The organism is Simonsiella muelleri ATCC 29453, from assembly GCF_002951835.1.
Taxonomy (GTDB): domain Bacteria; phylum Pseudomonadota; class Gammaproteobacteria; order Burkholderiales; family Neisseriaceae; genus Simonsiella; species Simonsiella muelleri.
Window position 1 is genome coordinate 895,657 of the sequence record NZ_CP019448.1, and the last position, 25,015, is coordinate 920,671.

The following is a 25,015-nucleotide window of genomic DNA, read 5'->3' on the forward strand; positions in this document are numbered from 1 at the left end:
TCTTTTTCAGGCTGCCTGAAAAAATCATTAATCGTCAATTAGCCCATAATCACGCGCCAATTCTTCTTGTAAATAACCAAAACGGCGTTGTTCAAAATATTCAATGAATTGCTCGCGTAGTTTGAGACGAATGCCATTGCCGCAATAGGCTTGGATTTGGTAAATCATTTCTTGATAGATGGGATTATCAGATTGTTTTGCTAAATAATTCATGGTTTCGGATAAACCGAATCCAAGTGCAATTTCTGTATCTACCATATATTGTTCGTTGCTGCCGTAGGCGAATTTGCAGGCATACAAAATGGCAGTATCTTCCCAACACATGTGTTTGTACAACATGAATGCTGCCAATGCGGTTTCTATGCTGATGTCAAAACCGAATTTGAAGCATTTGCCATTTTCACGTAATAACCAACGAATCAACGGTTTATCAGATTCATTAAATTCAGTCGCTAAAGCCAGTAATAGGCGTATGCGATGATGATTATGTTCATCAAAAGTGTGTTCGGGGTCATCATCATACACAACAGGTTGAACGGCAAATTGCGCCAAACGATTTTCATCAAAATGCTGGCGACATTGTGCGATGATTTCACGCAAATCAGCGTAATTTTCAATATAATCTTTGGGTTCTACTAGCATCATTTTTTAAACAATTTCTTTTTCAGGCTGCCTGAAAAGGCATTATTTATCGTGTGAGGGTAGGTGGTGGCAAAGGCATGAAAACGGCTTGTTTGCCAAATAAGTCTTGTTGTAAACCTGTTTTCGCAGCATAACGAAACGGTACTGGTCCGGTCGGTGAGCCACTAACAAATTGTTGAATCCAAGCTGATTTTTCTTCTAGCATTTCAGTAGGGCTGCCTGAAAACATAATTTCACCGTGTGCTAAAAAAATCACTTGATCCACAATCAGCAATGATTGTGCGATGTCGTGCGTAACCATGACACTGGTGGAGTGCAATGCTTTGTTTACACGATGAATCAATTCAGCGATGACACCCAAAGAAATCGGATCTAAACCTGTAAATGGTTCATCATAAAGCATTAATTCTGGGTCAAGTGCAATGGTTCGTGCCAACGCCACGCGTCTTGCCATACCGCCCGATAATTCGGATGGCATCAAATTTTCCGTGCCACGTAAACCAACAGCGTGCAATTTTAATTTGACCAAATCATTGATAACGGTTTCAGGCAGCTTGGTTAATTCACGCATGGGAAAAGCAACGTTTTCAAATACCGATAAATCGGTAAACAACGCGCCTTGCTGGAATAAGACACCCATTCGGCGGCGATATTCATATAATTCTTCGGCGGAAAAAGTGGCTAAATCGCGCCCTTTAATTAAGATTTTGCCTGACGTTGGGGCTAATTGCCCCGTGATTAAGCGCAATAAAGTGGTTTTACCACTGCCTGAACCACCCATGATGGCAGCAAATTTCCCTTCTTCAATGATGAAATTCACATTGTTTAGAACGGAATGATTGTTGTCATAGGAAAAAGCGATGTTTTGACATTCAATAAAAGGAACGGTCATGTTTCTTACTCGGCGCAGACAGCCTGAAAAAAGTTAATCAAAATAATAAAATAAATCAGTTTATTAAGGCAAGACTTAGCTACTTGTTTTAACCTAGTCTTGCATTTGGTAACGCAAAAATTGTATTTTTACCAAAAATTCAATTAAATAGGAAGAATTATTTTCAGGCTGCCTGAAAGGGTTTTGCAAAGGATTCAGCCTGAATAATTAGGTGTCTGTGTTCTCGTTATGATTTTCGCGCTTGCCACTCATACGGCAGACCAGCACACCCAATTCATACAAAACAATCATCGGTATTGCCAATAAAATTTGCGATAATATATCGGGTGGCGTAAAAATTGCTGCCAAAATAAACGAAATAACAATAACATATGGACGCGCTGCTTGTAGGGTTTCCAGTGGTACAACGCCCATGCGGTTGAGTAAAATCACCGCTACAGGTACTTCAAATGTTATACCAAATGCCAAAAACAGCGTCAAAATAAATGATAAATATTTATCAATATCGGTTGCCATGCTCACGCCAAGCGGTGTGACGCCAGCAAAAAATTTGAACATCACAGGAAAAACCAAAAAATAACAAAACGCCATGCCCGAAAAAAATAAAGTAACACTGGACAAAATCAACGGTGCAATCAAGCGTTTTTCATTTTGGTATAGAGCAGGCGCAACAAACGCCCAAATTTGGTACAACGTGTTTGGCAATGTTACCAAAAACGCCGCCATCATTGCGACTTTAATGGGTACAAAAAATGGCGCAACCACATCAGTGGCAATCATGCTGGTGTTTTCAGGCAGCACCGACATCAAAGGTTGTGCGACAAACGCATAAAGTTGTTGAGCAAACGGCACAATTGCAATAAAACACAACGCCACACCCATCGCGGCATACACCAAACGGCGGCGCAATTCCAATAAATGTTCCACTAAAGGTTGCGTTTGGTCGGTTGAATCGTTCATTTTCGCATCCTTAGTTTTGGAGTGGTACGGTGGCGGGGGCGCATATCCCGTTTACGTGACATAGATTGTTTTTTCAATGATTTAACTTGCCAAATTTGTGATTTAGTATTTGGGCTGCCTGAAAAAATGGGAAAGCCGTGTTCATCAACACCAAAATCAGCGGGTGTTTTTTGTTCGGGTAGATTTTTCCAAGCTTCTGTTTTAGTTTGAATTTTTTCTTCAAAATCGCGTAAATCTTCGCGAATTTCTTGGGTGGTTTGTTGGACTTGATTTTTGATGTTCAGCAAATCGGTGTATTCTGCGTGGTTGGTCAATTCGCTTTTCACGCCAGTTGCTAAACGCTGAATTTTGCCAACCCATTCGCCAATAAACCGCGCGACTTTAGGCAGGCGTTCTGGCCCCAATACAATCAGTGCGACCACGCCTGCCAATAGCATTTCAGTAAAACTAAAATCAAACATATCAAAGAATTACGCTTTTTTATCGGTATTGGATTGATGTTCAATGACATCGTCTTTTTTAGTGGTTTCGGGATTTGAGCCTTTGTCCAAACCTTCTTTGAAGTCGTGAATTGCGCTACCTAAATCTTTGCCAACATTGCGTAATTTTTTCGTACCAAATACCAATACCACAATCACCAATACAATTAACCAATGCGAAATTGATGTTAACCCCATGATTTTTCCTTTCAATTATCAAAATATGTTTGCAGGCAGCCTGAAAATATAGATTAAGCAGGCGTGCCTAAAATATGAATATGCAGATGGAACACTTCCTGACCACCACCTTTCCCTGTATTGATTTTTGTTTTAAAACCGTTGGTTAAACCAGCATCGGTAGCAATTTGTGGCACTTTGAGCATCATTTTGCCTAGCAACGTTTCGTGTTTGGGTTGGGTGTGTGCGAGTGAATCAACATGGGTTTTGGGAATCAGCAATAAATGAACAGGTGCAGATGGATTGATGTCTTTGAAACACAACATATTTTCATCTTCGTACACCACTGATGCAGGAATTTTTTTGTCCACAATTTTGCAGAAAAGACAATTGTCCATTATGTTACCTTTCGGATTTAAACAAGTATTAGATGGCGTTATTTTAAAGTAATTTTCAAATTATTGCGCTTATTTTTCGGTGCGACTGGCTTTTTCCATCAAACCCTGTTGTTTGGCTAATTTTGCCAACACTTTTCCACACGCAAGCCGTGCTGAACAAGTAACATCATGTTATGAAAACACAAATTTTTAGTTTTATAAATCAAATGTTCGTCACCACTGTCTTTGCTTGCTATTAGAACTTTACCATATTCTTTAATGATTTTCTTCGTCTTTGTGGAATAATTGGGCGGTGTAGGATGTTGCAGGGTTGGTTGATTTGCGTTGTTCCAAAATATATTGGATTTGGGAAAGGGGGCTAGACATAAATCATTCCTTTGATTAGGGAGATTTTTTAGGCTAAAACTGAAACATTGAGTTTACATTTAATCAAACTATAAATTTTAGAACCTGTATTCGTCATCTTAAAAAGCAAGCAATCAATCTTACGAACATGGGTTCTAAAATTCTTCTTTTATTTGATTTTCGGTTCTATTCCAATATTCACGTGCAGATTGCAGCAATTGGCTGGCATCTTCTGCGCATAAATGGGCGGATTTGGCAGCAATTTGTAAATAATATTCAGCCAATCGTTTATTTTTTTCAACAAATTCACCAAACCAATACATTCGTCCCAGTAAATAAGCAGCAAATGGTTTCTCATTGTCTTCCACGACTTTGATTAAACGTTCTACTTCGCCATTATAATATGCAGCATGTTGAATTTCATCGTATTTGATATCACCCAATGCCGATGCTTGACGATACAACTCACGCGCATACAATTTATCAGATAATAATCCTTCACCTGTACGATAACATTCCGCTAAATAAAACATGGCAATAGGCGCACCTACCCAAGGTTTGTCGGCTGCCTGAAAAAAGAGTTCTGCTGCTTTTCGGGCATTGGTTTCATTATGGGTGAGCGTGTGGTAAATACTGCTGGGCGGGCGCAAGTGATGAAATGAACCATTGCGATAATATAACGCTAATGCTAAATAAGCTGCATGAATATTGCCTTCAGCTGCTTTTTGCATATGGCGTAAAGCCAGTGTATCACTTTGCTCAATACCAATGCCATCAATATAACTTAATGCTAAATAATAGCTACCCAATGGTAAACCACCATAAGCCGCTTGACGAAAACAAGCCGTTGCTTTCTCAAGATTTTTATCTAACATTTCGCCGCCTAAATATTCCAAACCCAATTCTAACCAAGCGTGGGGAAAGTTTTTTTCGGCGGATTTTTGAAAACCCAACAAAGCTTGTGGGAGTTTCCGACGTTCGCGCATCCAAAAAGCCACGGCAAACAAACATGCAGCATTGTTTTCTCGGGCGTAGCGCGACACCACGCTTTTCAAAAATTCATCGGACACCACGCCATTAGCTGGATGTTCGGCAAATTGTTTATGAGGAGGGAAGTCCACAATCATTTTGCGTTCAGGCAGCCACATTTCGCCTTTTTGTTCGGCACGGCTGAGTAATTCTAATTGTTGGCGAATTTGTGTTTGATTTAGGGTGTGTTGATTACGGTAATAAAGATGTTCTTTTCCTTGAGAATCCAGTTGTGAAAAATGATAAAAATCGTTGAATAAAGTTTCATTGGATTTGGCGGACACTAAAGCTGTGCCGATGGGTTCACCGTTTGGATAATACAAATTTTGCCACACGCGCGCCGCAGAAACACGATTAACACGCCCCTCATCTTCAATCAAATACAATACTAAGTCATTGGCGCGTAATAAAATTCTATCCGCATAATGAAGTGGTTGTGTTTTGGATTGATAGAGATTGGCATATTTTTTAGTGAAATAGATGGGTTTGAAATCCGATACTTTTGCATCAGCAATTTCAATTTGTTCCATTTCAGCAAAAGGTGGTGGTGGTTGAAAAGCAAACATCACAATTTTCGTGTCAATACGTTGAGCTGATGAAAATCAAGCAACGTTAGTTAAACCAGTATTTTCAGGCAGCCTGAATATTAAATTCATGTTTTGAACGGCTTGACCTGCTATGTCCACGATACCGATTTTGATTTTTTGCATGGTAAATCTCTCTGTTTATTTTTTGGTTAATTTTGCTTCTTGTGTGGCTTTGTATTCGCGTAACCAAATCAAGGCTTGTGCTTTTTCTTCGTCATTGCCGTAGCGCATTTTGTTCATATTGCGGCTGTATAGTGCTTTTTCTTGTGCTTTTTGGATTTGAATTTTTTGGAAATCTTCACGGTTATTGGGTACAACACGTTGATTTTTTTGTGCTTGTGCTTTTGCCATAGCTTGGGCAATCAAATCAGCAGGATTAAACGTATTTTTTTGTTCTGGGTTAGCGAATTCTTGTTTGGTGGCGGCTTCACGTTGAGCGAGCTTGGCACGGCGAGCATCATTTTCACGTTGTTTTCGTTGGGTATGATTGTCGTAACGTGCTTTGGCGTGTTCGGCTGCCTGAGAACGTGGAGCAAGCGATGGTTGCGATGCCAAATAATGATTTCGTGGTAGAAATTCGTCTTTAACATCAATTAAATCAATACAATCCACAGGGCAGGGCGCAACACACAAACCACAGCCTGTGCATTCGTCTGTCAACACGGTGTGCATGAATTTGGACGCGCCCATAATCGCATCAACAGGACACGCCCGAATACACGCCGTACAACCAATACACACCGATTCATCAATATAAGCCAATGTTTTGGGTTGAATTTTTTCAGGTTGTTTGGTGGGGCGTTGCAGCAAATTTGCCAAATCCAGCATGACGATTTTGCCGCCTGCCGCGCACAAATTCAATTCGGCTGCATTGTTCGCCAACGCTTCAGCGTAGGGAAGGCAGCCTGAAAAACCGCATTCACGGCATTGGGTTTGTGGCAATAATTGGTTAATGTTGTCGGCGGTAATGGACATGAAAAAATAAGTAAAATTTAATGACAAGAGTGATTATATCAAAATAATTTTTGATGCAATGTTTACAAATGCAAAATTTATTCATTAGAAATTTAATATGATGATTATATAAAACTTTATTAATTGTATTCAAAAAACATAGATTTCTTATAAAGAAAATAAATTAGGTGATTTCTATTTTTTTTTTTTTTTTTTTTTTGCATCAACAATGATTTAAATGTTTTTAGGCAGTCTAAAATGATTTTATTAACTTATTTTTGTAATAAAATTACACAATTTCCATAAATTTCCCAAAGTTATACTTAAATCAGCTATAATCATGGGGTTTTACTACTTATATTTTCATTTTAATCAATAAGGAAACATCATGAATCCACGCGATATTTTGTCTGCTGGCGCGGTTGTGCCTGTGATGGCGATTGACGATATTGACACGGCAGTTGATTTGGCACATGCGCTGGTGGAGGGCGGTATTCCGACTTTGGAAATTACATTGCGTACCGAACATGGTTTGAAAGCCATTAAATTGATTGCCAAAGAAGTGAAAGGCGCAATTGTTGGTGCTGGTACGGTTATCAATGGCGAACAATTGAAAGCCGTTGAAGATGCAGGCGCAGTGTTTGCCATTAGTCCTGGACTTAACATTAAATTGGCTGAAGCCAGTCTGAAAAGTAGCATCTCATTGATTCCAGGTGTGGCTACGCCAGGTGAATTGATGTTGGCGTTGGAACATGGCATAGATACTTGCAAATTATTTCCAGCCGAAGTAGTAGGGGGATTGACATGCTCAAAGCTTTGTATGGTCCATTCCCACAAGTGAAATTCTGCCCAACAGGTGGCATCAATTTGACCTCTGCGCCTGAATATTTGCAATTGCCTAACGTGTTATGCGTGGGCGGCACTTGGTTGACACCCAAAGATGTAGTCGCAAACCGCGATTGGAATAAAATCACGCAATTGGCTAAAGAAGCATCCGCATTGCGTTGATAATGCTTTTCATGACATTCAGGCAGCCTGAAAACGCGGGAATGGTTTTTCAGGCTGCCTGAAGTTTGATTTAACAAAATTTTATCTTATAAAAATTTAGTAATTTCTGCCAAAGGTTTACGTGCTTTTTGGGCAATTTCTTTAGCGCGATAACCGAACGTAACCGCCACTGACACGCCCCATTCGCTTGGGGCAAATGCACCAGCTTCTGCTAAAACTTGATTCATTTTGGCATAATCAAAACCTTCTATCGGACAAGAATCAATGCCAACCATAGCCGCACCTGTCATCATATTGGCTAAGGCGATGTAGGTTTGTTTGCTGCACCAATCAAACAAGGCGCGTTCGTCTTGCAAAATGGGCATATCATTCAGTTGAAAACTTTCGTAGCGTTTGAGTGTGGCGGTGATGTCATCTGGGTCTGTTGTGCCACGACGTTTGATGCTTTCTAATAAAAATTCGCTGTCAAAACGAGCGTTTTTCTTAGCTAAAATCACGACAATGTGGCTAGCGGTGTCCAATGCGTTCGCCATGCCCCATGCGAATGGTTTCATGGCATCGCGCAAGGCTTGGCTTTGCACAACAATGAATTGCCAAGGCTCACTGCCAATTGAACTGGGCGACAAGCGTCCTAATTCTAAAATAAATTCAAAATCTTCTGCGCTGATTTTGCGTTCGGGGTCGTAATAGCGACAAGATTTGCGATTTTGGTAAGCGGATAAGAATTGCTCTTTGGTTAAAATGGTCATGATTAATGTCCTGATTAAAATTAAAAAATATTTTAGAACCTGTATTCATAGCCAACATGAAATGGATTTTTGTCCCAGTTGGTGCGAATGCAAGGCGAATTTTGTGTCAATAGCGTTCCTATTGGCATAAAACTCAACGCAGCAGGCGTGCTAAATGGGGTAAAAAGACATCGCTTGGCTGTGAATACAGGTTCTTATATTCAAATAAATGGCGATATCGCTACTATGTTTATTTTTTGTGCGTCCTAACACAGATTGCGGTTTGTGATGTTCAGGCAGCCTGAAAGCAACTACCCTAGATTTTCCAACATCCACGCGACATAACGTTCAACACCTTGTTCTACCGTGAGAAAATCATCGGTATAGCCTGCCAAACGTAATTGCGTGATATCGGCTTGCGTGAACGATTGGTATTTGCCAACCAGCGCATCGGGAAAATCAACGTAGCGAATCAATTTTTGTGCCACCAATTCCGTCAATGAAAGTGGCGACTGATGGGCAGCCACACGACACGCATTCACGGTTGCTGCCGCCAAATCATTAAACGGCTGACTACGTCCCGTGCCAACATTGAAAATTCCTGATTTATCAGGATTATCTAAGAAAAATAAATTCACTTTAACAATGTCTTCCACGCTAATAAAATCGCGGCTGTGTTCACCTTTACCGTAACCACCGTATTCACCAAATAAATTAACAAAGCCTTGTTCACGGTATTGATTAAAATGATGATAAGCTACTGATGCCATTCGTCCTTTATGTTGTTCGCGCATTCCGTAAACATTAAAATAACGTAAGCCAACCACCTGCGAAGTCAAACCTGCGTGTATGCGTTGACGCAAAATTTGGTCAAACAAAAATTTTGAGTAGCCATAAACATTTAATGGTTTTTCCAAAGGGCGTTCTTCGCGGAACACTTCGCCTTTGCCGTATACCGCCGCGCTGGAAGCGTAAATGAATGGAATGCGCTCAAATTGACACCAGTCCAATAAATCCAATGTGTACTGATAGTTATTTTCCATCATATACTTACCATCGTGATTCATGGTGTCAGAACACGCCCCCTGATGCAAAACCGCATCTATGTCCATTTTCAAAAAATGATGGTCGCGCACCAATTGGATAAATTCATGTTTATCTAAATAATGGGCAATTTCACAATCAGCTAAATTGTGGAATTTATCGCCTTTGCTCAAATTATCCACCGCAATGATATCGGTAATACCACGTTGATTCAATGCTTTAACTAAATTACTGCCGATGAAACCAGCCGCACCCGTTACGATGATGGTCATGATGATATCCTTAGAATTGGCATAAACGCCGACATTCTAATAGGTAATATTGGGTGTGTAAAGGCAGCCTGAAAAGCGGTACAATTTTGTTTTTCAGGCTGCCTGAAACGTTTATTTTGGAGCATAAAAAATGTATTCTATTGAATTAAAACAAGAAAGCATCATGTTATTGAGTTCAACGCATCGTGCTGAAATTTATCGGTATGGTGGCTTATTAAATTGCTTTGAAATCAATAAAATAGATGGAAATTGGTGGAATGTTGTGGACGCATTCAGCAGCCCAGCCGATGCGCGTGCCAATCTCATTAATGGTTTTCACAGCGCGAAATTAAGCCCCTACGCATGTCGGATGCGATTGGGAAAATATGAATTTTCTGGAAAATCATACCATTGTAGCAAACACACTTTAGGTAAACACGCCATTCATGGTTTGATGTATGACGCAAATTTTGTTTTAGAACAATCACATCATGATGAACATCAAGCATGGGTAATCATCCGCGCCGATTATATGCGAGATGATGTGGGTTATCCTTTTAATTATCAATTAAAAATCAAATATTTATTAGATGAAAGTGGTTTAAGCATCACCACCGAAGCCATCAATACAGGCAAAACCGCATTGCCAATTATGGACGGTTGGCACCCTTATTTTACGTTGGGAGGGAAAGTTGATGATTGGACGTTGCAAATTAATAGCACACAACAGCTTGAATTTAATTCAGAGTTATTGCCAACGGGCAAATTATTAAGTGATGAGCGTTTTCAGGCTGCCTATTCGCTAAAAAATGTGCAATTGGATAATAGTTTTGTATTGAAAAATCATGAAGTTGCATCTTGTGTATTACAAAATCAAGCATTGAAATTCAGTATTTTTGCGGAGTCATCTTATCCTTATTTGCAAGTGTATATTCCGCCTGAACGCGATTCTATTGCCATTGAAAATTTGAGTGCTGCACCTGATTCATTTAATAATAAAATGGGTTTGGTGGTGTTGGAAAGTGGCGAAATTCAGGTATTTAGCACGAGATATGTTCTACAAAATCAGTAAAATATAGTCCAATAAATCCAATGGTACAGATACCATTTATATCTTTATGTACTTGGTGCATATATGTTGGGTCTGGTCGCTTTGTGCTATTTTTGTTTCTTAAGTATCGTTGTTTAAAATAGGACAATGCGACCATTGTGTACATCTAAATATATAAGGAAGTGGACAATGCTATGAGTATCGTTAATTTTAAACGACTAAATGACATATTATAAATTTCCACCACTGATGCCATTGGCAATATCGCGCACCGCCGTTACATACATACGACTGTTGTTGTATCGCCAAATGGTGTAAAAATTATTCAGTCCCACAAAATATTCATAATACCCCGGTTCGGTTTCCAAACGGAACAACACCGCGCGTTCATTATCCGCCACGGGTTGTAATGGCACAATGCCCAATTGTTTTAATTGACCAATCGTATAATTTAAAGCGGTTTTTTCATCAATAATGGCTTGAAGTTGTGGTGTAATTTGTAACGAAACAGGAATAATCATGCGTCCGCCTGTCTGCCAGCCAAAGCCTTTCAAATAACTGGCAACCGACGCTGCTGCATCGGGTACGCTCGTCCAAATATTGCGCCGACCATCGCCATCGGCATCTACGCCCCATTTGCGGTAGCTAGATGGCATAAATTGTGGCAAACCCATTGCACCTGCAAAACTTCCTGTAAAATCAAATTCATTGCGTTTTTCTTCTTTTGCCATTTTCAGAAATTCAATCAATTCGCCTTGGAAAAATTCACCGCGTCTTGGGTAATCAAATGCTAAAGTTGCCAAAGAATCCGCTACCAAAACATTACCTTTGTTGCTGCCATAATTGGTTTCAATGCCCATAATCGCGATAATAATTTCAGCAGGTACACCATATTGCGCGGCAGCATGGTCAATACTGGCACGGTTATTGGCGTAGAATTTTCGCCCAGCGGTTATTTTACTTGCGCCGCCATTACCGACTTTGAACTCATACCATGGGCGTGAAGTCCCCGGTCTATCCATTGTGGCAATTAAACTGCTGCGATGACGGACTTGGCTAAAAAATTGTTGTAATTCAGCTTCATTCATGCCATTTTGTTGCACATTGTAGCGGATAAATGCTTGCACGTTGGGATTTGCCAAAAAGCCCGTTTCGGCAACGCTGGCAGCTGGCTGATTAAAAAAAGGACGTATATCATTGGCTTGTGTGGCTTGCGTGATAACGTGCGTAGAATCCGCTACTTTAGGTTTGGTGGCGGCAGTATTGGGTTTTTGCGATTCTGCACCGCAAGCGACCAGCACAGTGGCGGTCGCCAATAATGTGGCGTAATGTTTCATGGTTTTATCAAAATTAAAAATTTAATTATATCAATTAATTAAATAATAGGGAAAATTATATTTGTTTAAAATAAAAATAGGATACGGCGACCGATATACATCTCGTACATAAGGGAGCAAACAACGCAGCAGGCGTGCTAAATGGGGCAAAAAGACATTGCGTTTGGCAGTGAATACAGATTATTAAATAACCATATTTTGTTAATTAATTTCACCGAACATACAATCTTTCAGGCTGCCTGAAAGATGATACGTCCAGTGAATCCAGTCCTAAAAATACAGCGGGTTAAATGAACAGGTCTGAAAATCAAACGCCTTGTTTCAAACTTGCTTCAATAAAGCCGTCCAAATCGCCATCTAACACGGCTTTGGTGTTGCCCACTTCGTAGCCAGTTCGTAAATCTTTAATCCGCGAAGAATCCAACACATAAGAACGAATTTGGCTACCCCAACCCACATCGGATTTGCCTTCTTCTAGAGCTTGTTTTTCTTCGTTGCGTTTACGCATTTCCAATTCAAACAATTTGGAACGCAACATCTCCATTGCTGCTGCTTTATTGGCGTGTTGTGAGCGGTCGTTTTGGCATTGCACCACGATGCCAGTGGGTTCATGAGTAATACGGACGGCGGAATCGGTTTTGTTGATGTGCTGACCACCTGCACCCGATGCGCGATAAGTGTCAATGCGCAAATCGGCTGGATTGATGTCAATTTCAATGCTGTCGTCCACTTCAGGATACACAAACACAGACGCAAAAGACGTGTGGCGTTTATTATTCGCATCAAACGGTGAATAACGTACTAAGCGGTGTACGCCTGTTTCGGTTCGCAACAGGCCATAAGCGTATTTACCTTCCACGCGAATGGTGGCACGGTTGATGCCTGCGATTTCGCCATCATCTTCTTCCAAAATGTCCAATTTGAATCCTTTGCGTTCGGCGTAACGCGAATACATACGGAACAACATACCAGCCCAATCTTCGGCTTCTGTGCCTCCTGCACCTGCGGTGATGTCAATGAAACAATTGTTGGGGTCGGCTGGCTGATTGAACATACGTTTGAATTCTAAAGCAGCCATTTGTGTTTCTAAGTCTGCCACGTCTGCGATAATTGCTGCAAAACCATCGGTATCGTTCTCTTCTACCACCATATCAATTAATTCACGATTATCGGCGATACCATTTTCAAGATTATCCATTGTTAAAACAATGCCTTCTAATATTTTTCGTTCTTTACCAATTTCTTGTGCGCGTTTAGGGTCATTCCACAATTCTGGGTCTTCGGACAAACCGACTACTTCTTCCAAACGTTCTTTTTTGCCTTGATAATCCATGTAATCGCGAATATCACGGTTACGTTGAGCCAAATCATCTAATTGATTGTTTAATTGGTTAATTTGTTCTGTTTCCATGTTTTTGTATTCCTTAAAAATTTTAGGGGTGTATTGTAGCGTATTTTAAATAAACAGTTTTCAGGCAGCCTGAAAAATATTTTGTTAATGATGTAGCTGGGCGCATATTTCTTTCAGGCTGCCTGAATATTAATAAATAAATTGATTTATAGTCGTTTAACCAATTAGTTAAGATATTTATGCCTCGTCTGTCCAATCTTCAGCAATTTCCTCCGCTTGCTTAATTACATAGCTTACCGCTTCCTCTTGCTTATCAGGTGGATATTTGTAGCGTTGTAGGGCGCGTTTAACGAGAATACGCATTTTTGCCCGTACGCCTTCTTTGTATTGCCAGTCGATGGTAACGGATTTTCTGAGCGTATCCGTAATTTCTTTGGCGAGTTGGCTCAGTACTTCATCGCCCATCAGTTCCCGTGCGCTTTGGTTTTGAGCAAGTGCCTCGTAGAAAGCCAATTCTTCTTTTTTTAGACCAAGCTTTTCACCTAAAGATAAGCGTTCTTGGAAGTCTTGGCTCATTTTGAAGAGCTCATCCAAAATTTCCACCACGCTTAAATTGTGGTTGTGGTATTGATTTAGGGCTTCTTTCAAACGTTGCTCGAAGTCTTTTTGCAATGTTAGATTCGCGCCTGATTTGGCTTTGATTTCACTTGCCAAATAATGCTCCATCGCGCTAACCCATAAATTTTTAGTCGGACTGTTTTTGATGGTCTGCAAAAACTCTTCAGAAAGTAGGTTGATTTGTGGCTGCGGTTTTTCCAGCAGGTCAAACAAATCAATCACGCCTTCGGAATAGACGGCTTGATTGACCAGTTTTTTCAATAAAATCTGTCTTTCATTAGAACCTGTACCATTTTGTCCACGCTTCGTGAGAATAGCGCGTACGGCATCATAAAAGGCGATTTCTTGGTTATACGGCTCAACTTCAGCCAATGAGCCGCATAGCATATAGCCTTTTTTCACCAAGCCTGCTGCTTTCAAAAAGGCTTTTTTGCGAGGTTCTGTTTCTTTTTTATCAAACCAATGTTGCTCGTGTGCTTTGCCATCAAACGGTAATTGATCGAGGCTTAAAATATGGTTGGCGGCAAAACGAATAGCCATTAAAAGATCATTCGGATTATCTTTTTCTAAGGTCGTCTGAACATCAAAGGTTTTCCCTTCAACCGGCGTTGCAAACAGGCTACGGATAAATTCTAAATGCTCTTTCATTTTAAAGAACACATCAATTACGTTATCAGTCAGTTTGCCCTTACCCTGCGAATTGGTGTATTGCTGGGTCGCTTCTTTGAGTTTTTCGGCAATCCCCACATAATCCACAATCAAGCCGCCATTTTCTCGACTTTTATTACGGAATACACGGTTTACTCGGGCAATCGCCTGCATTAAGTTATGCCCCTGCATCGGCTTGTCGATATACATCGTATTACAGCAAGGCGCATCAAAGCCCGTCAGCCACATATCGCGCACAATCACCACTTTCAGCGGATCGTTCGGGTCTTTAAAGCGGCGTTCCAGCGTTTGCTTTTCCTGTTTACTGTAAACGTGTTTCTGCATTTCCGGCGCATCGGAAGCAGAACCCGTCATCACAATTTTAATCGCCCCTTCGTTAATATTGTCCGAATGCCATTTAGGGCGCAGTTTGATGATTTCATTGTATAAGTCCACGCAAATCTGACGGCTGGAAACCACCATCATCGCTTTGCTGTCCACCACTTCATTGCGTTTGGCAAAATGCTGCACAAAATCTGCGGCTAAATCGGCAAGGCGGGCTTGCGAACCCAGCAATTTTTCCTGCAAACGCAGGGCAGGGGATTGCTCCTCTTCCAGTAAATCATCAATTTCTTTGAATAGCTCATCGTGTTCTTTTTCGTTTAAGCGGATTTGGCGTGCTTCATACACAATCGGCACAGTTGCGCCATCTTCCACCGCATCTTGCAAGTCATAAATCGACACATAACGCCCGAACACATCTTGCGTATCCTTATCTTCTAGGCTAATCGGCGTACCGGTAAAACCGATAAACGAAGCATTAGGCAGCGCATCGCGCAAATGGCGGGCGTAGCCTGCCTGAAACTTGTCTTTATGCAATTTTTGGGTAAAGCCATATTGGCTACGGTGTGCTTCATCGCTGATTACAATAATATTGCTGCGCTCATTTAAAACAGGGAAGCGGTTTTCTTCCTCATTTAGGGCGAATTTCTGAATCGTCGTAAAAAACACGCCACCCACTTCATTTTGTGCGAGTAGCTGGCGCAGTTGATCGCAGTCTTCCACTTGTTGCGGTGTTTGTTTGATTAAATCTTTGCCTGAAGAAAAGGTTTGGAAAAGCTGACCATCCAAATCGTTGCGGTCGGTAACCACCACAATGGTAGGATTTTTCAATTCAGGCTGCGCAAGCAGTTTGCCGGCATAAAACAACATGGAAATCGATTTACCCGAACCTTGCGTGTGCCACATCACACCAATGCGGCGGTCGCCTTTTTCTGAAGTCGCCCAAATGGTGGAATCTACCGCTTCATTTACGCCGTAATATTGATGGTACGCCGCGATTTTTTTAATGGTTTTACCGCTGGAATCCCGCTCAAATAAGACGAAATAGCGGATATAGTCCAATAAATCCTCAGGCTGCATTAAGCCAGTGAGCAGGCTTTGCAATTCATCATCAAAATATAAGCGCGCGCTTTTGTTTTTTTCATCGACCACTTTCCACGGCGTAAAGCGTTGGAAATCTGCCGAAAGCGAGCCCAAACGTGCGGCAATGCCGTCTGAAATAATCAGGGCTTGGTTATAAACAAACAGCTCGGCAATCTCATCTTTATAGGTTTCAAACTGATTAAACGCCTGCAACAAATCCGCCGATTCACGCAGCGGATTTTTGAGCTCAAATACCACCAAGGGCAGGCCATTCACAAAGCCGATAATATCGGGAATACGCTTGCCCCTTTTACGGCTGCGGATTTCCAGCTGATTGACGGCAACAAAGCGGTTGTTCTTTACCTGCTCAAAATCCACCAAGCGCGCCATTTCGATTTTTTGCTCACCATCAGCTTGATATTCCACCCGCACGCCATCACGCAACAGTTTATAAAACGCCTGATTACGCACCACCAAGTTACCAATATCGCTTTTCGTCGCCGATTTTACCACTGAATCAACCGCACTTTCAGGCAGCTGCGGATTAAGCTTACGCACCGCCTCACGCAGTTGCTCAACAAAGACTACGCCGCTCAAATCGCCACGGGCAAACTCGCCCTCATGAACAGGCAAGTCTTTACCATAGCGATATTCCCAGCCGATGGATTGCAGACGTTGAAGGGTAAGTTGTTCGATGTCGTTTTCGTTGAGCATTTTATGATTCTCCATCATTTAATAATTCCAATAAGGCTTCAATGCTTTCATCATGATCGCCATCATACCAAATTGGAAAAATATTGGATTTTTGAAGTACTTTTCTGCGAGTTGTTCGTTCTTTATCAGATAGATTTTCACAAGATAAAAAAGCATAGTGTTTAGGTAGATTATCTTTGCCTCGTTCTTCAACAATTTCTGCCATACATTGTAATGTTCGATCTTTATCTAGGCTACAACCTAAAAATAGCAAAGATTGAGAAAATAATGATTCCATTACACAGGTTCTGAGGATATTGTGTTCGGAATAATGTCTTTGATAATCATCCTGGGTAAGTACTCTTTTGTTTTTACTTATAAATGTTCCATGTAGCTTTAAAAGAATTCGATAGCCTTCTCCAAATAATTTTTTAAACTCTTCAGCATCAATACCACATAGTTCTTGATCAAAATGAATATCTTGATCTGCATATATTTTTTTAAGTAAATCATCGTAATTTGTTGTAATTATGGTTTCCTTAAAAAATTCAGGTAGTCTACATATAATTCCTTGTAGTTCTCCGAGATTTGGAGATTTACCAAATTGATTTTCTAAATGTTCTTGTAGATGACCTTCATCTACATCAAATAATAATTGTGCAGCTTCTTCGTATTCTCCTTTATGAATATGTTCTTCAAAAATAGGGAAATCTGCTCCTGATTCTTTTTGTACTTCATAAAGAAAACCTTTCCATGATGGAAATCCTGAAGGCATAGAAAGTCCAGCTCCAATAAATGGGGTGAGTTTATTTCTTCTAAAGATTTCTTTTAGCTTATGGAATCGTTGTTTATTATCTGCAATTTCTAAAATCTGATTAGCAGTGTCAATTGCTTGTTGTTTACGTTGGTTTTTCCAGTCTTGAAAGGCTAACTCATAAGTTTCAGGTTCTAGTTTAGATAAAATTTGGTCCCGAAGAAAAACACTTCCTCTAATAACTATTTCTTCTCCTTCTGAATTTAATTCTTCAATGAAAAGGCGTTCTAAATAATTGTTATTCATAATTCTCCCCATCTAATAATCTAGGTAGCAATAGATCTCTAGAATTAGATAAGACCTCATTTTGGTAGCTATTAAATATGGATTTATCTAGAATTTTATTTAATAACTTTTCAAAGGCTAAATGTACATCATTATTTGCTAGCAATAGTGGATATTTTAAAATATCTTTAGTGCTAATGTTTGGTTGTGCAGAACCTTGTGCAGTAAAGTCAACAAAGTTTTTGAATTCTTCTTGAATTACATTCATATATATAAAGCTATAAAATGTTTCAGATTCATTTATTTGTTTAGCTAGAAATTTAGCTACACGTTGATTCAACATAGCCCTTTTATTTGCTGGCATTCTCCCTACTTTTCCAACATAAGCGCCTGTTAGTCCAATGACAATATCTCCATCATTTAAAACAAAATTAGAACGCAAAGATAAGTTATCTTCTGAAACGAAACCATTTCCTTCAACTGTCAGAATTTTGGATTGTATAGAGCCAATTTTTATTACTGGAATTCCACTATCAGTCCATTCTGAACTTTTAAATGCATAACCATTTTGCATTTCACAAATTTCTGAAAGTGCTGTTTGTTTCCACCCCTTCGGCACTTCAATCCCATCAACCTCCACCATCTCACACGGAAACGCTTTGGCGGTTTCGGCTAATTCGGCGTAGCGGTCAGGCTGTGTTTGTGAAAGTGCGGTCAGTTCTTCGGGTGTTTTTCCGCTGATTACCTGCATGGCTGCCAGTTCCGCTTGTTCAAGGCTCAGGCCGTTTGAAAGGGCTTGGACTTTGGCATGCACGGGGTCGAAATCGACAAACCAGCTTTTAAACATGGCTTGGGCGATTTGTTCCAAGGTTTGGTTGATTTGGGTGTTGAGGTGGATTTTACTTGATAAATGATCAAGTATTTCAATAATATAATCTTGTTCTTCTAAGGTTGGAAGATGTATTGTTAATGATTTTAATCCTGTTATAGTCAATGCTGGCTGTGTAGAGCCAATAGTAATTTCTTTTAAAGCTTTTCTTCCAACAGGCGAAGAAAACCAGTAATAAAGATATTTACTACGCAAAATATTATTAAATTTTCTAAACCAAGTTAGATTTCCATCTTTAAAATAAAATTCTTCTTTATAATTTACAAAATATGGAACACCTAATGTACCAACAGAGGTAAGTAAAATATCTCCATAACTAGGTGTTCCAAATTTGTTCTTTATTTCTAAAAAACGTTCTTTTGAAATAAATAACTCAGTTGTTATTTCATTTCCAGAGTTTAATTCTATAATTTCTTTTGATCTGAAAAATGGAATACCATCTTCTTGATATTCTGACCTCATAATTCTTTTACTAGAAGTAATTTCTACAAGCTCACCTAATTTATACTCTTTCCAATTACTCATACCCCAATCCCCCTAAATTCTTCTTAATCTCTGCTTCCAATTCCGCACTTTTCGCAAATTGTTCCTTCAAAAGAGCGGTCAGATTTTGCATTTTTTCTGCAAATGGCACGCCGTCGTCTTCTTGTTCTGCGGTGCCGACGTAGCGCCCCGGTGTGAGGACGAAGTCGTTGTCTGCAATCTCTTCTAAAGTCGCGGATTTGCAGAAAGTGGCTTGGTCTTCGTAGCCGTCTGATGTTTGCCAAGTGTGGAGGGTGTTGGCAATTTTGGCGATGTCGTCAGTGGTGAAATCGCGCAATACGCGGTCTTTCATATAGCCGATTTGGCGGGCGTCGATAAACAACACTTCGCCTTTGCGCTTTTTGTTGCGGTTTAAAAACCAAATACAGGCGGGGATTTGGGTGTTGGTGAAGAGCTGGCCGGGCAGGGCGACCATACATTCGACCAAGTCGGCATTGATGATGGCTTTGCGGATTTCGCCTTCGTTGTTGGTTTGGCTGCTCATGGAGCCGTTGGCAAGCAATAATGCCATTTTGCCGTTGGGCGAGAGGTGGTAAATCATGTGTTGCAGCCAAGCGAAGTTGGCGTTGCCTTTGGGCGGCGTGCCGTATGCCCAACGTGGATCATCGGCAAGGGATTCGCTCCACCAATCGCTGATGTTGAATGGCGGGTTTGCCATGATGAAATCCATCTTTTTGTCGATGTGTTGCGGCTGGGTGAAGCTATCGGCGTTGTGTTTGCCGAAGTCGTAATCAATGCCGCGGATGGCCATATTCATGGCGGCGAGTTTCCAGGTGGTCGGGTTGAATTCTTGCCCGTAGATAGACACGTTGTTGATGTTGCCTTGATGGGCGGTAATAAAGCGTTCGGTTTGCACGAAAAAGCCGCCACTGCCCATGGCCGGGTCATACACGCGGCCGGAGTATGGCTCGAGCATTTCGACAATCAGGGAAACTATGGATTTCGGCGTGAAATATTGGCCGCCGCGTTTGCCTTCTGCTTGGGCAAAGCGACCGAGGAAGTATTCGTAAACGTGGCCGAGAATGTCTTTTGCGCCTAAATGTACGGGCTCGCCGTTGTAAGTCGGACGGGTAAAGTTGGTATCGGAGAAGAGGATAATCAGTCCGCGCAGGGTGTCTTCGTTTACGGCATAGCCGCTGATGCGTTGAAGTACGCCTTTGAGTTTTTCGTTGTCTTTTTCAATGGCATCGAAGGCATCGTCAATCAGTTTGGCTACGCCGGAAAATTTCCCTCCCCAAGGCAGCTCTGCGCCGATGTTTAAGATAGAAACGGCTTTAATCTCATCCCAACGGGCTTGCTGCGGCACCCAGAACACATTGTCGGCAGTGTAGTAGTCGCGGTTTTCCAGTTCGATGGTTAAGGCTTCTTGATATTCTTCGTCCGTATCGTAAAAAGCGCGGTCAAGATAGAGTGGATTTTCGGGATTGCTCAGTTCTGCCTGAATTTTTTCTTGCTGATGGGTGAAGCTGTCGGAGATGTATTTCAGGAAGATGAGGCCGAGTACGATGTGTTTGTAATTGGCAGCATCAAGCTGCTGGCGCAGTTTATCGGCAGATGACCAAAGTTTTTCATCTAGATCATTTAGGAAAGCTTGTTCAAGCATGGGCTTTGTCGGCATGATTATTAACGTATCCTTTAAAATATTGTAAAACGATTTGGTGATACTTCGAAAGTATGATACCTAAAAATTAAGCACTAAACATATTTTGTTTATACTTGCATCGTTGGCAACGAGAGCAAAAAAGTTTTATCTGTATTTTCACACCTTACAAGATACACTTTTTACCTCGTTGCCTCTTGTTTAAGATCCTGTATTCAATCATCAAAACGTTTGAATACCAATGTGCCATTTGTGCCACCAAAACCAAATGAATTGCTGGCAACCGCGTTGATTGTCAATTTACGCGCTTCGTTGGCGCAATAATCCAAATCACAACCTGCATCAAAATCTTGGTTCACCAAATTAATCGTTGGTGGGACGATTTGGTCACGGATTGCCAAAACGCTGTAGACTGCCTCCACTCCACCTGCTGCACCGAGCAAATGTCCAGTCATGGATTTGGTTGAACTCACGACTAATTTTTTTGCGTGTTCGCCAAATACGGATTTAGTGGCGTTGGTTTCATTGGCATCGCCCAATGGGGTCGATGTGCCGTGTGCGTTTACATAATTGATTTCGCTAACGGGTAAACCGCTGTCTTTGATGGCGCGAGACAATGCTAAAGCTGGGCCTTCTGCGTTGGGTGCAGTGATGTGATATGCATCTGAACTTGCACCAAATCCAACCAATTCCGCGTAAATTTTCGCATGACGGCGTTTGGCATGTTCTAATTCTTCCAATACCAAAATCCCCGCGCCTTCGCCCATCACAAAGCCATCGCGGTCTTTGTCCCAAGGACGTGATGCGATTTCGGGGTCGTCATTGCGTGTGGATAAGGCTTTCATGGCCGCAAATCCACCAATGCCCAACGTGCAAACCGCGCTTTCTGCACCACCTGCAATCATCACGTCCACATCGCCGTATTTGATTAAACGTGCAGATTCGCCAATGGCGTGTGTGCCAGATGCACATGCTGATACGATGCCGTAATTGTGTCCGCGATAGCCTTTTAAGATGGTAACGTGTCCCGAAATTAAATTAATCAGGCAACCAGGGATAAAAAATGGGTTAATTTTGCGTCCGCCATGTGCGACTACGCCACGCGCTGTGTCTTCAATCAAAGGCAAACCACCCACGCCCGAGCCGATGTTCACGCCTACGCGGTCTTTGTCTAATTCGGTGAATTCGTCCAATTTGGCATCTGTGATGGCTTGCAGTGCGCCAGCGATGCCGTAATGAATGAATGTATCCATTCGGCGAGCGTCTTTTGGGGGTAAATATTGTGTTATATCAAAGTCTTTTACTTCGCCTGCAATTTGGCATGTTAATTCTGATGCATCAAATTTGGTGATTTTGCCAATACCACTTTTGCCAGCGAGCAGATTTTGCCATGCGGTTTCCACATTATTACCTACGGGGGAAATTTGCCCTAAGCCTGTGATGACTACACGTCTTTGATTCATGATGTTTCTCTTTAATTAAAATAATGGAGTGATTGGGTAACTGATTTTCAGGCTGCCTGAAAATTAGATAAATTAACCTAAAAAAATTTGTCTAGAAAAAAACCTCTGATTGACAGCATGAGCCGTTAATCAGAGGCTGTGGACGCATAAATTATGAATTAGGCTTGTTTAGCGTTTACATAATCAATCGCAGCTTGAACAGTTGTGATTTTTTCTGCATCTTCGTCAGGGATTTCGCAACCGAATGCTTCTTCCAAAGCCATTACCAATTCTACGGTATCCAAAGAATCTGCGCCCAAATCATCTTGGAAAGAAGATTCGTTTTTTACTTCATCAATAGAAACGCCCAATTGTTCAGCGACGATATCTTTAACTTGTTGTTCAATTGACATAATAATTTATCCTTAAAATAAGAGAATAGGAGATGACATTTAGAGTATGCCACCTAAATATAGAATAGGTGAATTCTATCCGTTTTTCGGCGAATTTGGTAGCGTTTCGCGCAAAATATTGTTAAATCTTGTTTCAGGCAGCCTGAAAATGTGGTTTATTTTGGTACATAACCTTGCACTTGATCTGCACCTTCGCCGAAGAAATAATTTTCCATTTGTTGTGCCAAATATTCGCGTGCGCGTGGGTCGGCCAATGACAAACGGTTTTCATTAATGAGCATGGTTTGATGGCGTTTCCATGCGTCCCACGCTTCTTGCGATACGTTTTCAAAAATGCGTTTGCCTAATTCATTCGGTAGCGGTGGAAATTTTAATCCAACAGCTTCTTTGCCCAATTTGATGCAATTGACCATGCGAGTCATGATGTGTCCTTTGACAGAAAAAGATGATGTTAGCAAATTTCAGGCAGCCTGAAAAATTATTTAAATAATGATGTGATTTTGCTGAAGAACCCTGATTCCTCTTGTGGTGCAGGTTGGGGAGCAAAATCGGCGGGTTTGGGTTCAACAACTGGTGGTGGCGGAGGTGGTGTGTCTTTGTACACTTGCATACCTGCCCAAGATTGTGTGGTTGGCATTAATTCAATGGTGTTGACGTTCATGTGTGCTGGGCGTTGGTAGAGCCACAACGCAGTTTGAGCGATGTCTTCGCTGGTGAGTGCGTTGGCGTACTCATATAATTGGGCGGCGCGTTTATCGTCGCCTTTGAAGCGCACATTGGAGAATTCTGAACCCTCAACCAATCCTGGTTCAATATTGGTTACGCGTACACCTGTGCCATGCAAATCGGCGCGTAAATTCAAACTGAATTGACGAACATAGGCTTTGGTTGCGCCGTATACATTGCTGCCTGCATAGGGATAATTACCCGCGATAGAACCCATATTAATGATGTAACCACGTTTGTTTTCCACCATTTTGGGCAAAATTTGGCGTGTTAGATAAGTTAAACCAATAATATTGGTCTGAATCATGGTTTCCCAATCGGTAAAATCGGCTTGGTCTGCGCGGTCTAAACCCAATGCCAAACCTGCGTTATTAATCAAACAATCAATTTCGCGGAAATATTCGGGCAGCGTTTGAATGTGGGCTAAGGCAGCTTGAATGTCATCTTTACTGGTCATATCCATGGTAATGGGCTGAAAACGATCGCCGAGTTTGGCGTGTAAATCTGCCAATTTTTCGGTACGCCGTGCCGTGCCAATTACCAAATAACCCGCTTGTACAAAAGCTGTTGCCATTGCTGCACCAAAACCTGATGATGCACCCGTGATTAAAATTGCCATGATAAAATCTCCTTAAAAAATTAATCATGATAATATTCAGGCTGCCTGAAATACGGCAGAAACTCAAATTATCATAACACGATTCACACCATTTTTCATTTTAAGGTAATTTTTCTCATGAACAAAATCACTTTACTTATTCTGACAGCTTTATTGGCGGCGTGTTCTTCGGGAGCAGGCGGCGAGCAGGGGGGCGCAAAAGGCAATATTTCCGATAGCCGTACCACTGCATTCAAATCATTTATGCCCACTTTTTCCGATATGCGAAAAATGGCAAATGGCGACATGGCTTTTGAACCCGAAGCGTTTAAAGCCAAAGCCGCACAATTTGCCAAAGAAGCGCGTGAACCATTTGAATATTTTCAAAATGACCCAAATGGTAATGGCGATGCGTTGCCTGTGATTTGGCAAAAACCTGCTGAATTTAAAGCACAACAAGACAAATTTTTTGCGGCAGTGGATAAATTAAACACAGTTGCGCAAACGGGCAAATTAGATGACATTAAGGTAGCTGTGGGTGATGTGGGCGCAAATTGTAAAGCGTGCCATGAATCATTTCGTGTTGCTAAGTAACTGAATTGTAAAATAAAAAATTTTCAAGCTGCCTGAAAAATAGGTAGTCTGAAAGTTTTTTAATTCAATCAATCGGATAAGCGCAATAATTTGACCAAAATGCCCAAACCCAACACCGTTTCCAGTAAATAAGTGATGCTGGAGACACCGTGCCACGTTTGGAATGTGCCGCCAAACCAGTTGACCAAAAATGGTGTTTGGTTATTTTTCAGCGCAGCGATGGTGGGGGCGAATAAAAATTCACTTATTAATATCAAAACTAATAAAAGACCAATCCATTTGCGGGTGTGTTTGTTTGCGCTGCCATGTTCCCATGCTGAAGTGCGTCCAACAGCCATAAACGCCCAACCCCAAGCAAATAATCCTAAATAATGAACAATATGGAATAATTCACCAGCCAATTGCCCAGCTTGCATTTTTTCCAAATTTGCAAATAAAATCGGCGCAACCACATAACCCACGCCAATTTGTACTCCCAACCACACGCTCATTAATAACGCAGCTACTCGTTTCATTAATATATCCTTAACTGGTTTTCAGGCAGCCTGAAATCA

General features: G+C 41.2%; 25 protein-coding genes and 1 pseudogene. 3 read left to right on the forward strand and 23 right to left on the reverse strand.

Annotated features, from left to right (window positions below):
- Positions 1 to 27: 27 nt before the first annotated feature.
- The 9 genes from BWP33_RS04370 to BWP33_RS04410 all read right to left on the reverse strand — a co-directional run bounded on the left by BWP33_RS04370 (position 28) and on the right by BWP33_RS04410 (position 6,484).
- Entirely contained in the window at positions 28 to 645 is a 618-nt protein-coding gene (locus BWP33_RS04370) for a hypothetical protein (RefSeq protein ID WP_002641774.1), read from the reverse strand.
- A gap of 43 nt (positions 646 to 688) precedes the next feature.
- Positions 689 to 1,534, reverse strand: coding sequence for an ABC transporter ATP-binding protein (locus BWP33_RS04375; protein ID WP_002641773.1), 846 nt, complete (start codon positions 1,532 to 1,534; stop codon positions 689 to 691).
- Between the two features lie 207 nt (positions 1,535 to 1,741).
- Positions 1,742 to 2,494 (reverse strand): twin-arginine translocase subunit TatC, encoded by a 753-nt coding sequence (gene tatC, locus BWP33_RS04380; RefSeq protein ID WP_002641772.1) that lies wholly within the window; start codon positions 2,492 to 2,494, stop codon positions 1,742 to 1,744.
- Complete coding sequence (gene tatB, locus BWP33_RS04385) at positions 2,491 to 2,955, reverse strand: Sec-independent protein translocase protein TatB (RefSeq protein WP_002641771.1); 465 nt, start codon at positions 2,953 to 2,955, stop codon at positions 2,491 to 2,493. Before tatB ends, tatC begins: the two co-directional genes overlap by 4 nt.
- Before the next feature lie 9 nt (positions 2,956 to 2,964).
- Positions 2,965 to 3,171 carry a Sec-independent protein translocase subunit TatA gene (gene tatA / locus BWP33_RS04390; RefSeq protein WP_002641770.1) on the reverse strand — a complete coding sequence of 69 codons (207 nt, stop codon included), beginning with the start codon at positions 3,169 to 3,171 and terminating at the stop codon, positions 2,965 to 2,967.
- A gap of 53 nt (positions 3,172 to 3,224) precedes the next feature.
- Positions 3,225 to 3,548 carry a histidine triad nucleotide-binding protein gene (locus tag BWP33_RS04395; protein WP_002641769.1) on the reverse strand — a complete coding sequence of 108 codons (324 nt, stop codon included), beginning with the start codon at positions 3,546 to 3,548 and terminating at the stop codon, positions 3,225 to 3,227.
- A 255-nt stretch (positions 3,549 to 3,803) separates the two neighbouring features.
- A complete protein-coding gene (locus BWP33_RS13285) occupies positions 3,804 to 3,914 on the reverse strand; it encodes a phosphoribosyl-ATP pyrophosphatase (RefSeq protein ID WP_002641768.1) in 111 nt (36 codons plus the stop codon).
- A 134-nt stretch (positions 3,915 to 4,048) separates the two neighbouring features.
- Positions 4,049 to 5,488 (reverse strand): tetratricopeptide repeat protein, encoded by a 1,440-nt coding sequence (locus tag BWP33_RS04405; RefSeq protein ID WP_002641767.1) that lies wholly within the window; start codon positions 5,486 to 5,488, stop codon positions 4,049 to 4,051.
- A gap of 159 nt (positions 5,489 to 5,647) precedes the next feature.
- Complete coding sequence (locus BWP33_RS04410) at positions 5,648 to 6,484, reverse strand: RnfABCDGE type electron transport complex subunit B (RefSeq protein ID WP_002641765.1); 837 nt, start codon at positions 6,482 to 6,484, stop codon at positions 5,648 to 5,650.
- A gap of 412 nt (positions 6,485 to 6,896) precedes the next feature.
- Here BWP33_RS04410 and eda point away from each other — a divergent pair.
- A pseudogene (gene eda, locus BWP33_RS04415) lies at positions 6,897 to 7,471 on the forward strand (bifunctional 4-hydroxy-2-oxoglutarate aldolase/2-dehydro-3-deoxy-phosphogluconate aldolase).
- An 86-nt stretch (positions 7,472 to 7,557) separates the two neighbouring features.
- Here the strand turns inward: eda and BWP33_RS04420 are convergent.
- The 3 genes from BWP33_RS04420 to BWP33_RS13130 form a co-directional block, all read right to left on the reverse strand.
- On the reverse strand, positions 7,558 to 8,220 hold the full coding sequence (locus BWP33_RS04420) for an NAD(P)H-dependent oxidoreductase (RefSeq protein ID WP_002641763.1): 663 nt from the start codon (positions 8,218 to 8,220) through the stop codon (positions 7,558 to 7,560).
- A 290-nt stretch (positions 8,221 to 8,510) separates the two neighbouring features.
- A complete protein-coding gene (gene rfaD, locus BWP33_RS04425; protein WP_002641762.1) occupies positions 8,511 to 9,515 on the reverse strand; it encodes an ADP-glyceromanno-heptose 6-epimerase in 1,005 nt (334 codons plus the stop codon).
- Positions 9,512 to 9,640: a hypothetical protein gene (locus BWP33_RS13130; protein WP_263479593.1), complete on the reverse strand. Its 129-nt coding sequence runs from the start codon at positions 9,638 to 9,640 to the stop codon at positions 9,512 to 9,514. The genes rfaD and BWP33_RS13130 overlap by 4 nt, the downstream gene beginning before the upstream one ends.
- A 5-nt stretch (positions 9,641 to 9,645) precedes the next feature.
- Between BWP33_RS13130 and BWP33_RS04430 the strand changes: the two genes are divergently transcribed.
- Positions 9,646 to 10,566: an aldose 1-epimerase gene (locus BWP33_RS04430; RefSeq protein WP_002641761.1), complete on the forward strand. Its 921-nt coding sequence runs from the start codon at positions 9,646 to 9,648 to the stop codon at positions 10,564 to 10,566.
- A gap of 209 nt (positions 10,567 to 10,775) precedes the next feature.
- On the opposite strand, the gene mltB is transcribed toward BWP33_RS04430, so the two are convergent.
- From mltB to BWP33_RS04480, 10 genes are all read right to left on the reverse strand, one after another.
- Positions 10,776 to 11,882: a lytic murein transglycosylase B gene (mltB, locus tag BWP33_RS04435; protein ID WP_002641760.1), complete on the reverse strand. Its 1,107-nt coding sequence runs from the start codon at positions 11,880 to 11,882 to the stop codon at positions 10,776 to 10,778.
- 307 nt (positions 11,883 to 12,189) lie between these two features.
- On the reverse strand, positions 12,190 to 13,293 hold the full coding sequence (gene prfB, locus BWP33_RS04440; RefSeq protein ID WP_002641759.1) for a peptide chain release factor 2: 1,104 nt from the start codon (positions 13,291 to 13,293) through the stop codon (positions 12,190 to 12,192).
- A gap of 177 nt (positions 13,294 to 13,470) precedes the next feature.
- Positions 13,471 to 16,656, reverse strand: coding sequence for a type I restriction endonuclease subunit R (locus BWP33_RS04445; RefSeq protein ID WP_224451200.1), 3,186 nt, complete (start codon positions 16,654 to 16,656; stop codon positions 13,471 to 13,473).
- Positions 16,640 to 17,677, reverse strand: a complete 1,038-nt coding sequence (locus BWP33_RS04450) for an SIR2 family protein (protein ID WP_002641757.1) — start codon at positions 17,675 to 17,677, stop codon at positions 16,640 to 16,642. Before BWP33_RS04450 ends, BWP33_RS04445 begins: the two co-directional genes overlap by 17 nt.
- Complete coding sequence (locus BWP33_RS04455) at positions 17,670 to 19,070, reverse strand: restriction endonuclease subunit S (RefSeq protein ID WP_002641756.1); 1,401 nt, start codon at positions 19,068 to 19,070, stop codon at positions 17,670 to 17,672. The genes BWP33_RS04450 and BWP33_RS04455 overlap by 8 nt, the downstream gene beginning before the upstream one ends.
- Positions 19,063 to 20,691 carry a class I SAM-dependent DNA methyltransferase gene (locus BWP33_RS04460; RefSeq protein ID WP_002641755.1) on the reverse strand — a complete coding sequence of 543 codons (1,629 nt, stop codon included), beginning with the start codon at positions 20,689 to 20,691 and terminating at the stop codon, positions 19,063 to 19,065. Before BWP33_RS04460 ends, BWP33_RS04455 begins: the two co-directional genes overlap by 8 nt.
- A gap of 212 nt (positions 20,692 to 20,903) precedes the next feature.
- Positions 20,904 to 22,151, reverse strand: coding sequence for a beta-ketoacyl-ACP synthase II (fabF, locus tag BWP33_RS04465; protein ID WP_002641754.1), 1,248 nt, complete (start codon positions 22,149 to 22,151; stop codon positions 20,904 to 20,906).
- 158 nt (positions 22,152 to 22,309) lie between these two features.
- Positions 22,310 to 22,546, reverse strand: coding sequence for an acyl carrier protein (gene acpP / locus BWP33_RS04470; RefSeq protein ID WP_040628898.1), 237 nt, complete (start codon positions 22,544 to 22,546; stop codon positions 22,310 to 22,312).
- 152 nt (positions 22,547 to 22,698) lie between these two features.
- Positions 22,699 to 22,965: an oxidative damage protection protein gene (locus tag BWP33_RS04475; protein WP_002641752.1), complete on the reverse strand. Its 267-nt coding sequence runs from the start codon at positions 22,963 to 22,965 to the stop codon at positions 22,699 to 22,701.
- 56 nt (positions 22,966 to 23,021) lie between these two features.
- Positions 23,022 to 23,888, reverse strand: a complete 867-nt coding sequence (locus BWP33_RS04480) for an SDR family NAD(P)-dependent oxidoreductase (protein WP_002641751.1) — start codon at positions 23,886 to 23,888, stop codon at positions 23,022 to 23,024.
- Between the two features lie 117 nt (positions 23,889 to 24,005).
- Between BWP33_RS04480 and BWP33_RS04485 the strand changes: the two genes are divergently transcribed.
- Positions 24,006 to 24,461 (forward strand): c-type cytochrome, encoded by a 456-nt coding sequence (locus BWP33_RS04485; protein WP_002641750.1) that lies wholly within the window; start codon positions 24,006 to 24,008, stop codon positions 24,459 to 24,461.
- 68 nt (positions 24,462 to 24,529) lie between these two features.
- Here BWP33_RS04485 and BWP33_RS04490 read toward each other — a convergent pair whose 3' ends face one another.
- Entirely contained in the window at positions 24,530 to 24,976 is a 447-nt protein-coding gene (locus BWP33_RS04490) for a DUF4149 domain-containing protein (RefSeq protein ID WP_002641749.1), read from the reverse strand.
- Positions 24,977 to 25,015: the final 39 nt, after the last annotated feature.

Excerpts from the sequence above, each read along its gene's own strand:
- BWP33_RS04370 (WP_002641774.1), bottom strand. The coding sequence starts at position 645 with ATGATGCTAGTAGAACCCAAAGATTATATTGAAAATTACGCTGATTTG.
- BWP33_RS04375 (WP_002641773.1), bottom strand. The coding sequence starts at position 1,534 with ATGACCGTTCCTTTTATTGAATGTCAAAACATCGCTTTTTCCTATGAC.
- tatC (WP_002641772.1), bottom strand. The coding sequence starts at position 2,494 with ATGAACGATTCAACCGACCAAACGCAACCTTTAGTGGAACATTTATTG.
- tatB (WP_002641771.1), bottom strand. The coding sequence starts at position 2,955 with ATGTTTGATTTTAGTTTTACTGAAATGCTATTGGCAGGCGTGGTCGCA.
- tatA (WP_002641770.1), bottom strand. The coding sequence starts at position 3,171 with ATGGGGTTAACATCAATTTCGCATTGGTTAATTGTATTGGTGATTGTG.
- BWP33_RS04395 (WP_002641769.1), bottom strand. The coding sequence starts at position 3,548 with ATGGACAATTGTCTTTTCTGCAAAATTGTGGACAAAAAAATTCCTGCA.
- BWP33_RS13285 (WP_002641768.1), bottom strand. The coding sequence starts at position 3,914 with ATGTCTAGCCCCCTTTCCCAAATCCAATATATTTTGGAACAACGCAAA.
- BWP33_RS04405 (WP_002641767.1), bottom strand. The coding sequence starts at position 5,488 with ATGTTTGCTTTTCAACCACCACCACCTTTTGCTGAAATGGAACAAATT.
- BWP33_RS04410 (WP_002641765.1), bottom strand. The coding sequence starts at position 6,484 with ATGTCCATTACCGCCGACAACATTAACCAATTATTGCCACAAACCCAA.
- BWP33_RS04420 (WP_002641763.1), bottom strand. The coding sequence starts at position 8,220 with ATGACCATTTTAACCAAAGAGCAATTCTTATCCGCTTACCAAAATCGC.
- rfaD (WP_002641762.1), bottom strand. The coding sequence starts at position 9,515 with ATGACCATCATCGTAACGGGTGCGGCTGGTTTCATCGGCAGTAATTTA.
- BWP33_RS13130 (WP_263479593.1), bottom strand. The coding sequence starts at position 9,640 with ATGCTCCAAAATAAACGTTTCAGGCAGCCTGAAAAACAAAATTGTACC.
- BWP33_RS04430 (WP_002641761.1), top strand. The coding sequence starts at position 9,646 with ATGTATTCTATTGAATTAAAACAAGAAAGCATCATGTTATTGAGTTCA.
- mltB (WP_002641760.1), bottom strand. The coding sequence starts at position 11,882 with ATGAAACATTACGCCACATTATTGGCGACCGCCACTGTGCTGGTCGCT.
- prfB (WP_002641759.1), bottom strand. The coding sequence starts at position 13,293 with ATGGAAACAGAACAAATTAACCAATTAAACAATCAATTAGATGATTTG.
- BWP33_RS04445 (WP_224451200.1), bottom strand. The coding sequence starts at position 16,656 with ATGATGGAGAATCATAAAATGCTCAACGAAAACGACATCGAACAACTT.
- BWP33_RS04450 (WP_002641757.1), bottom strand. The coding sequence starts at position 17,677 with ATGAATAACAATTATTTAGAACGCCTTTTCATTGAAGAATTAAATTCA.
- BWP33_RS04455 (WP_002641756.1), bottom strand. The coding sequence starts at position 19,070 with ATGAGTAATTGGAAAGAGTATAAATTAGGTGAGCTTGTAGAAATTACT.
- BWP33_RS04460 (WP_002641755.1), bottom strand. The coding sequence starts at position 20,691 with ATGCTTGAACAAGCTTTCCTAAATGATCTAGATGAAAAACTTTGGTCA.
- fabF (WP_002641754.1), bottom strand. The coding sequence starts at position 22,151 with ATGAATCAAAGACGTGTAGTCATCACAGGCTTAGGGCAAATTTCCCCC.
- BWP33_RS04475 (WP_002641752.1), bottom strand. The coding sequence starts at position 22,965 with ATGACTCGCATGGTCAATTGCATCAAATTGGGCAAAGAAGCTGTTGGA.
- BWP33_RS04480 (WP_002641751.1), bottom strand. The coding sequence starts at position 23,888 with ATGGCAATTTTAATCACGGGTGCATCATCAGGTTTTGGTGCAGCAATG.
- BWP33_RS04485 (WP_002641750.1), top strand. The coding sequence starts at position 24,006 with ATGAACAAAATCACTTTACTTATTCTGACAGCTTTATTGGCGGCGTGT.
- BWP33_RS04490 (WP_002641749.1), bottom strand. The coding sequence starts at position 24,976 with ATGAAACGAGTAGCTGCGTTATTAATGAGCGTGTGGTTGGGAGTACAA.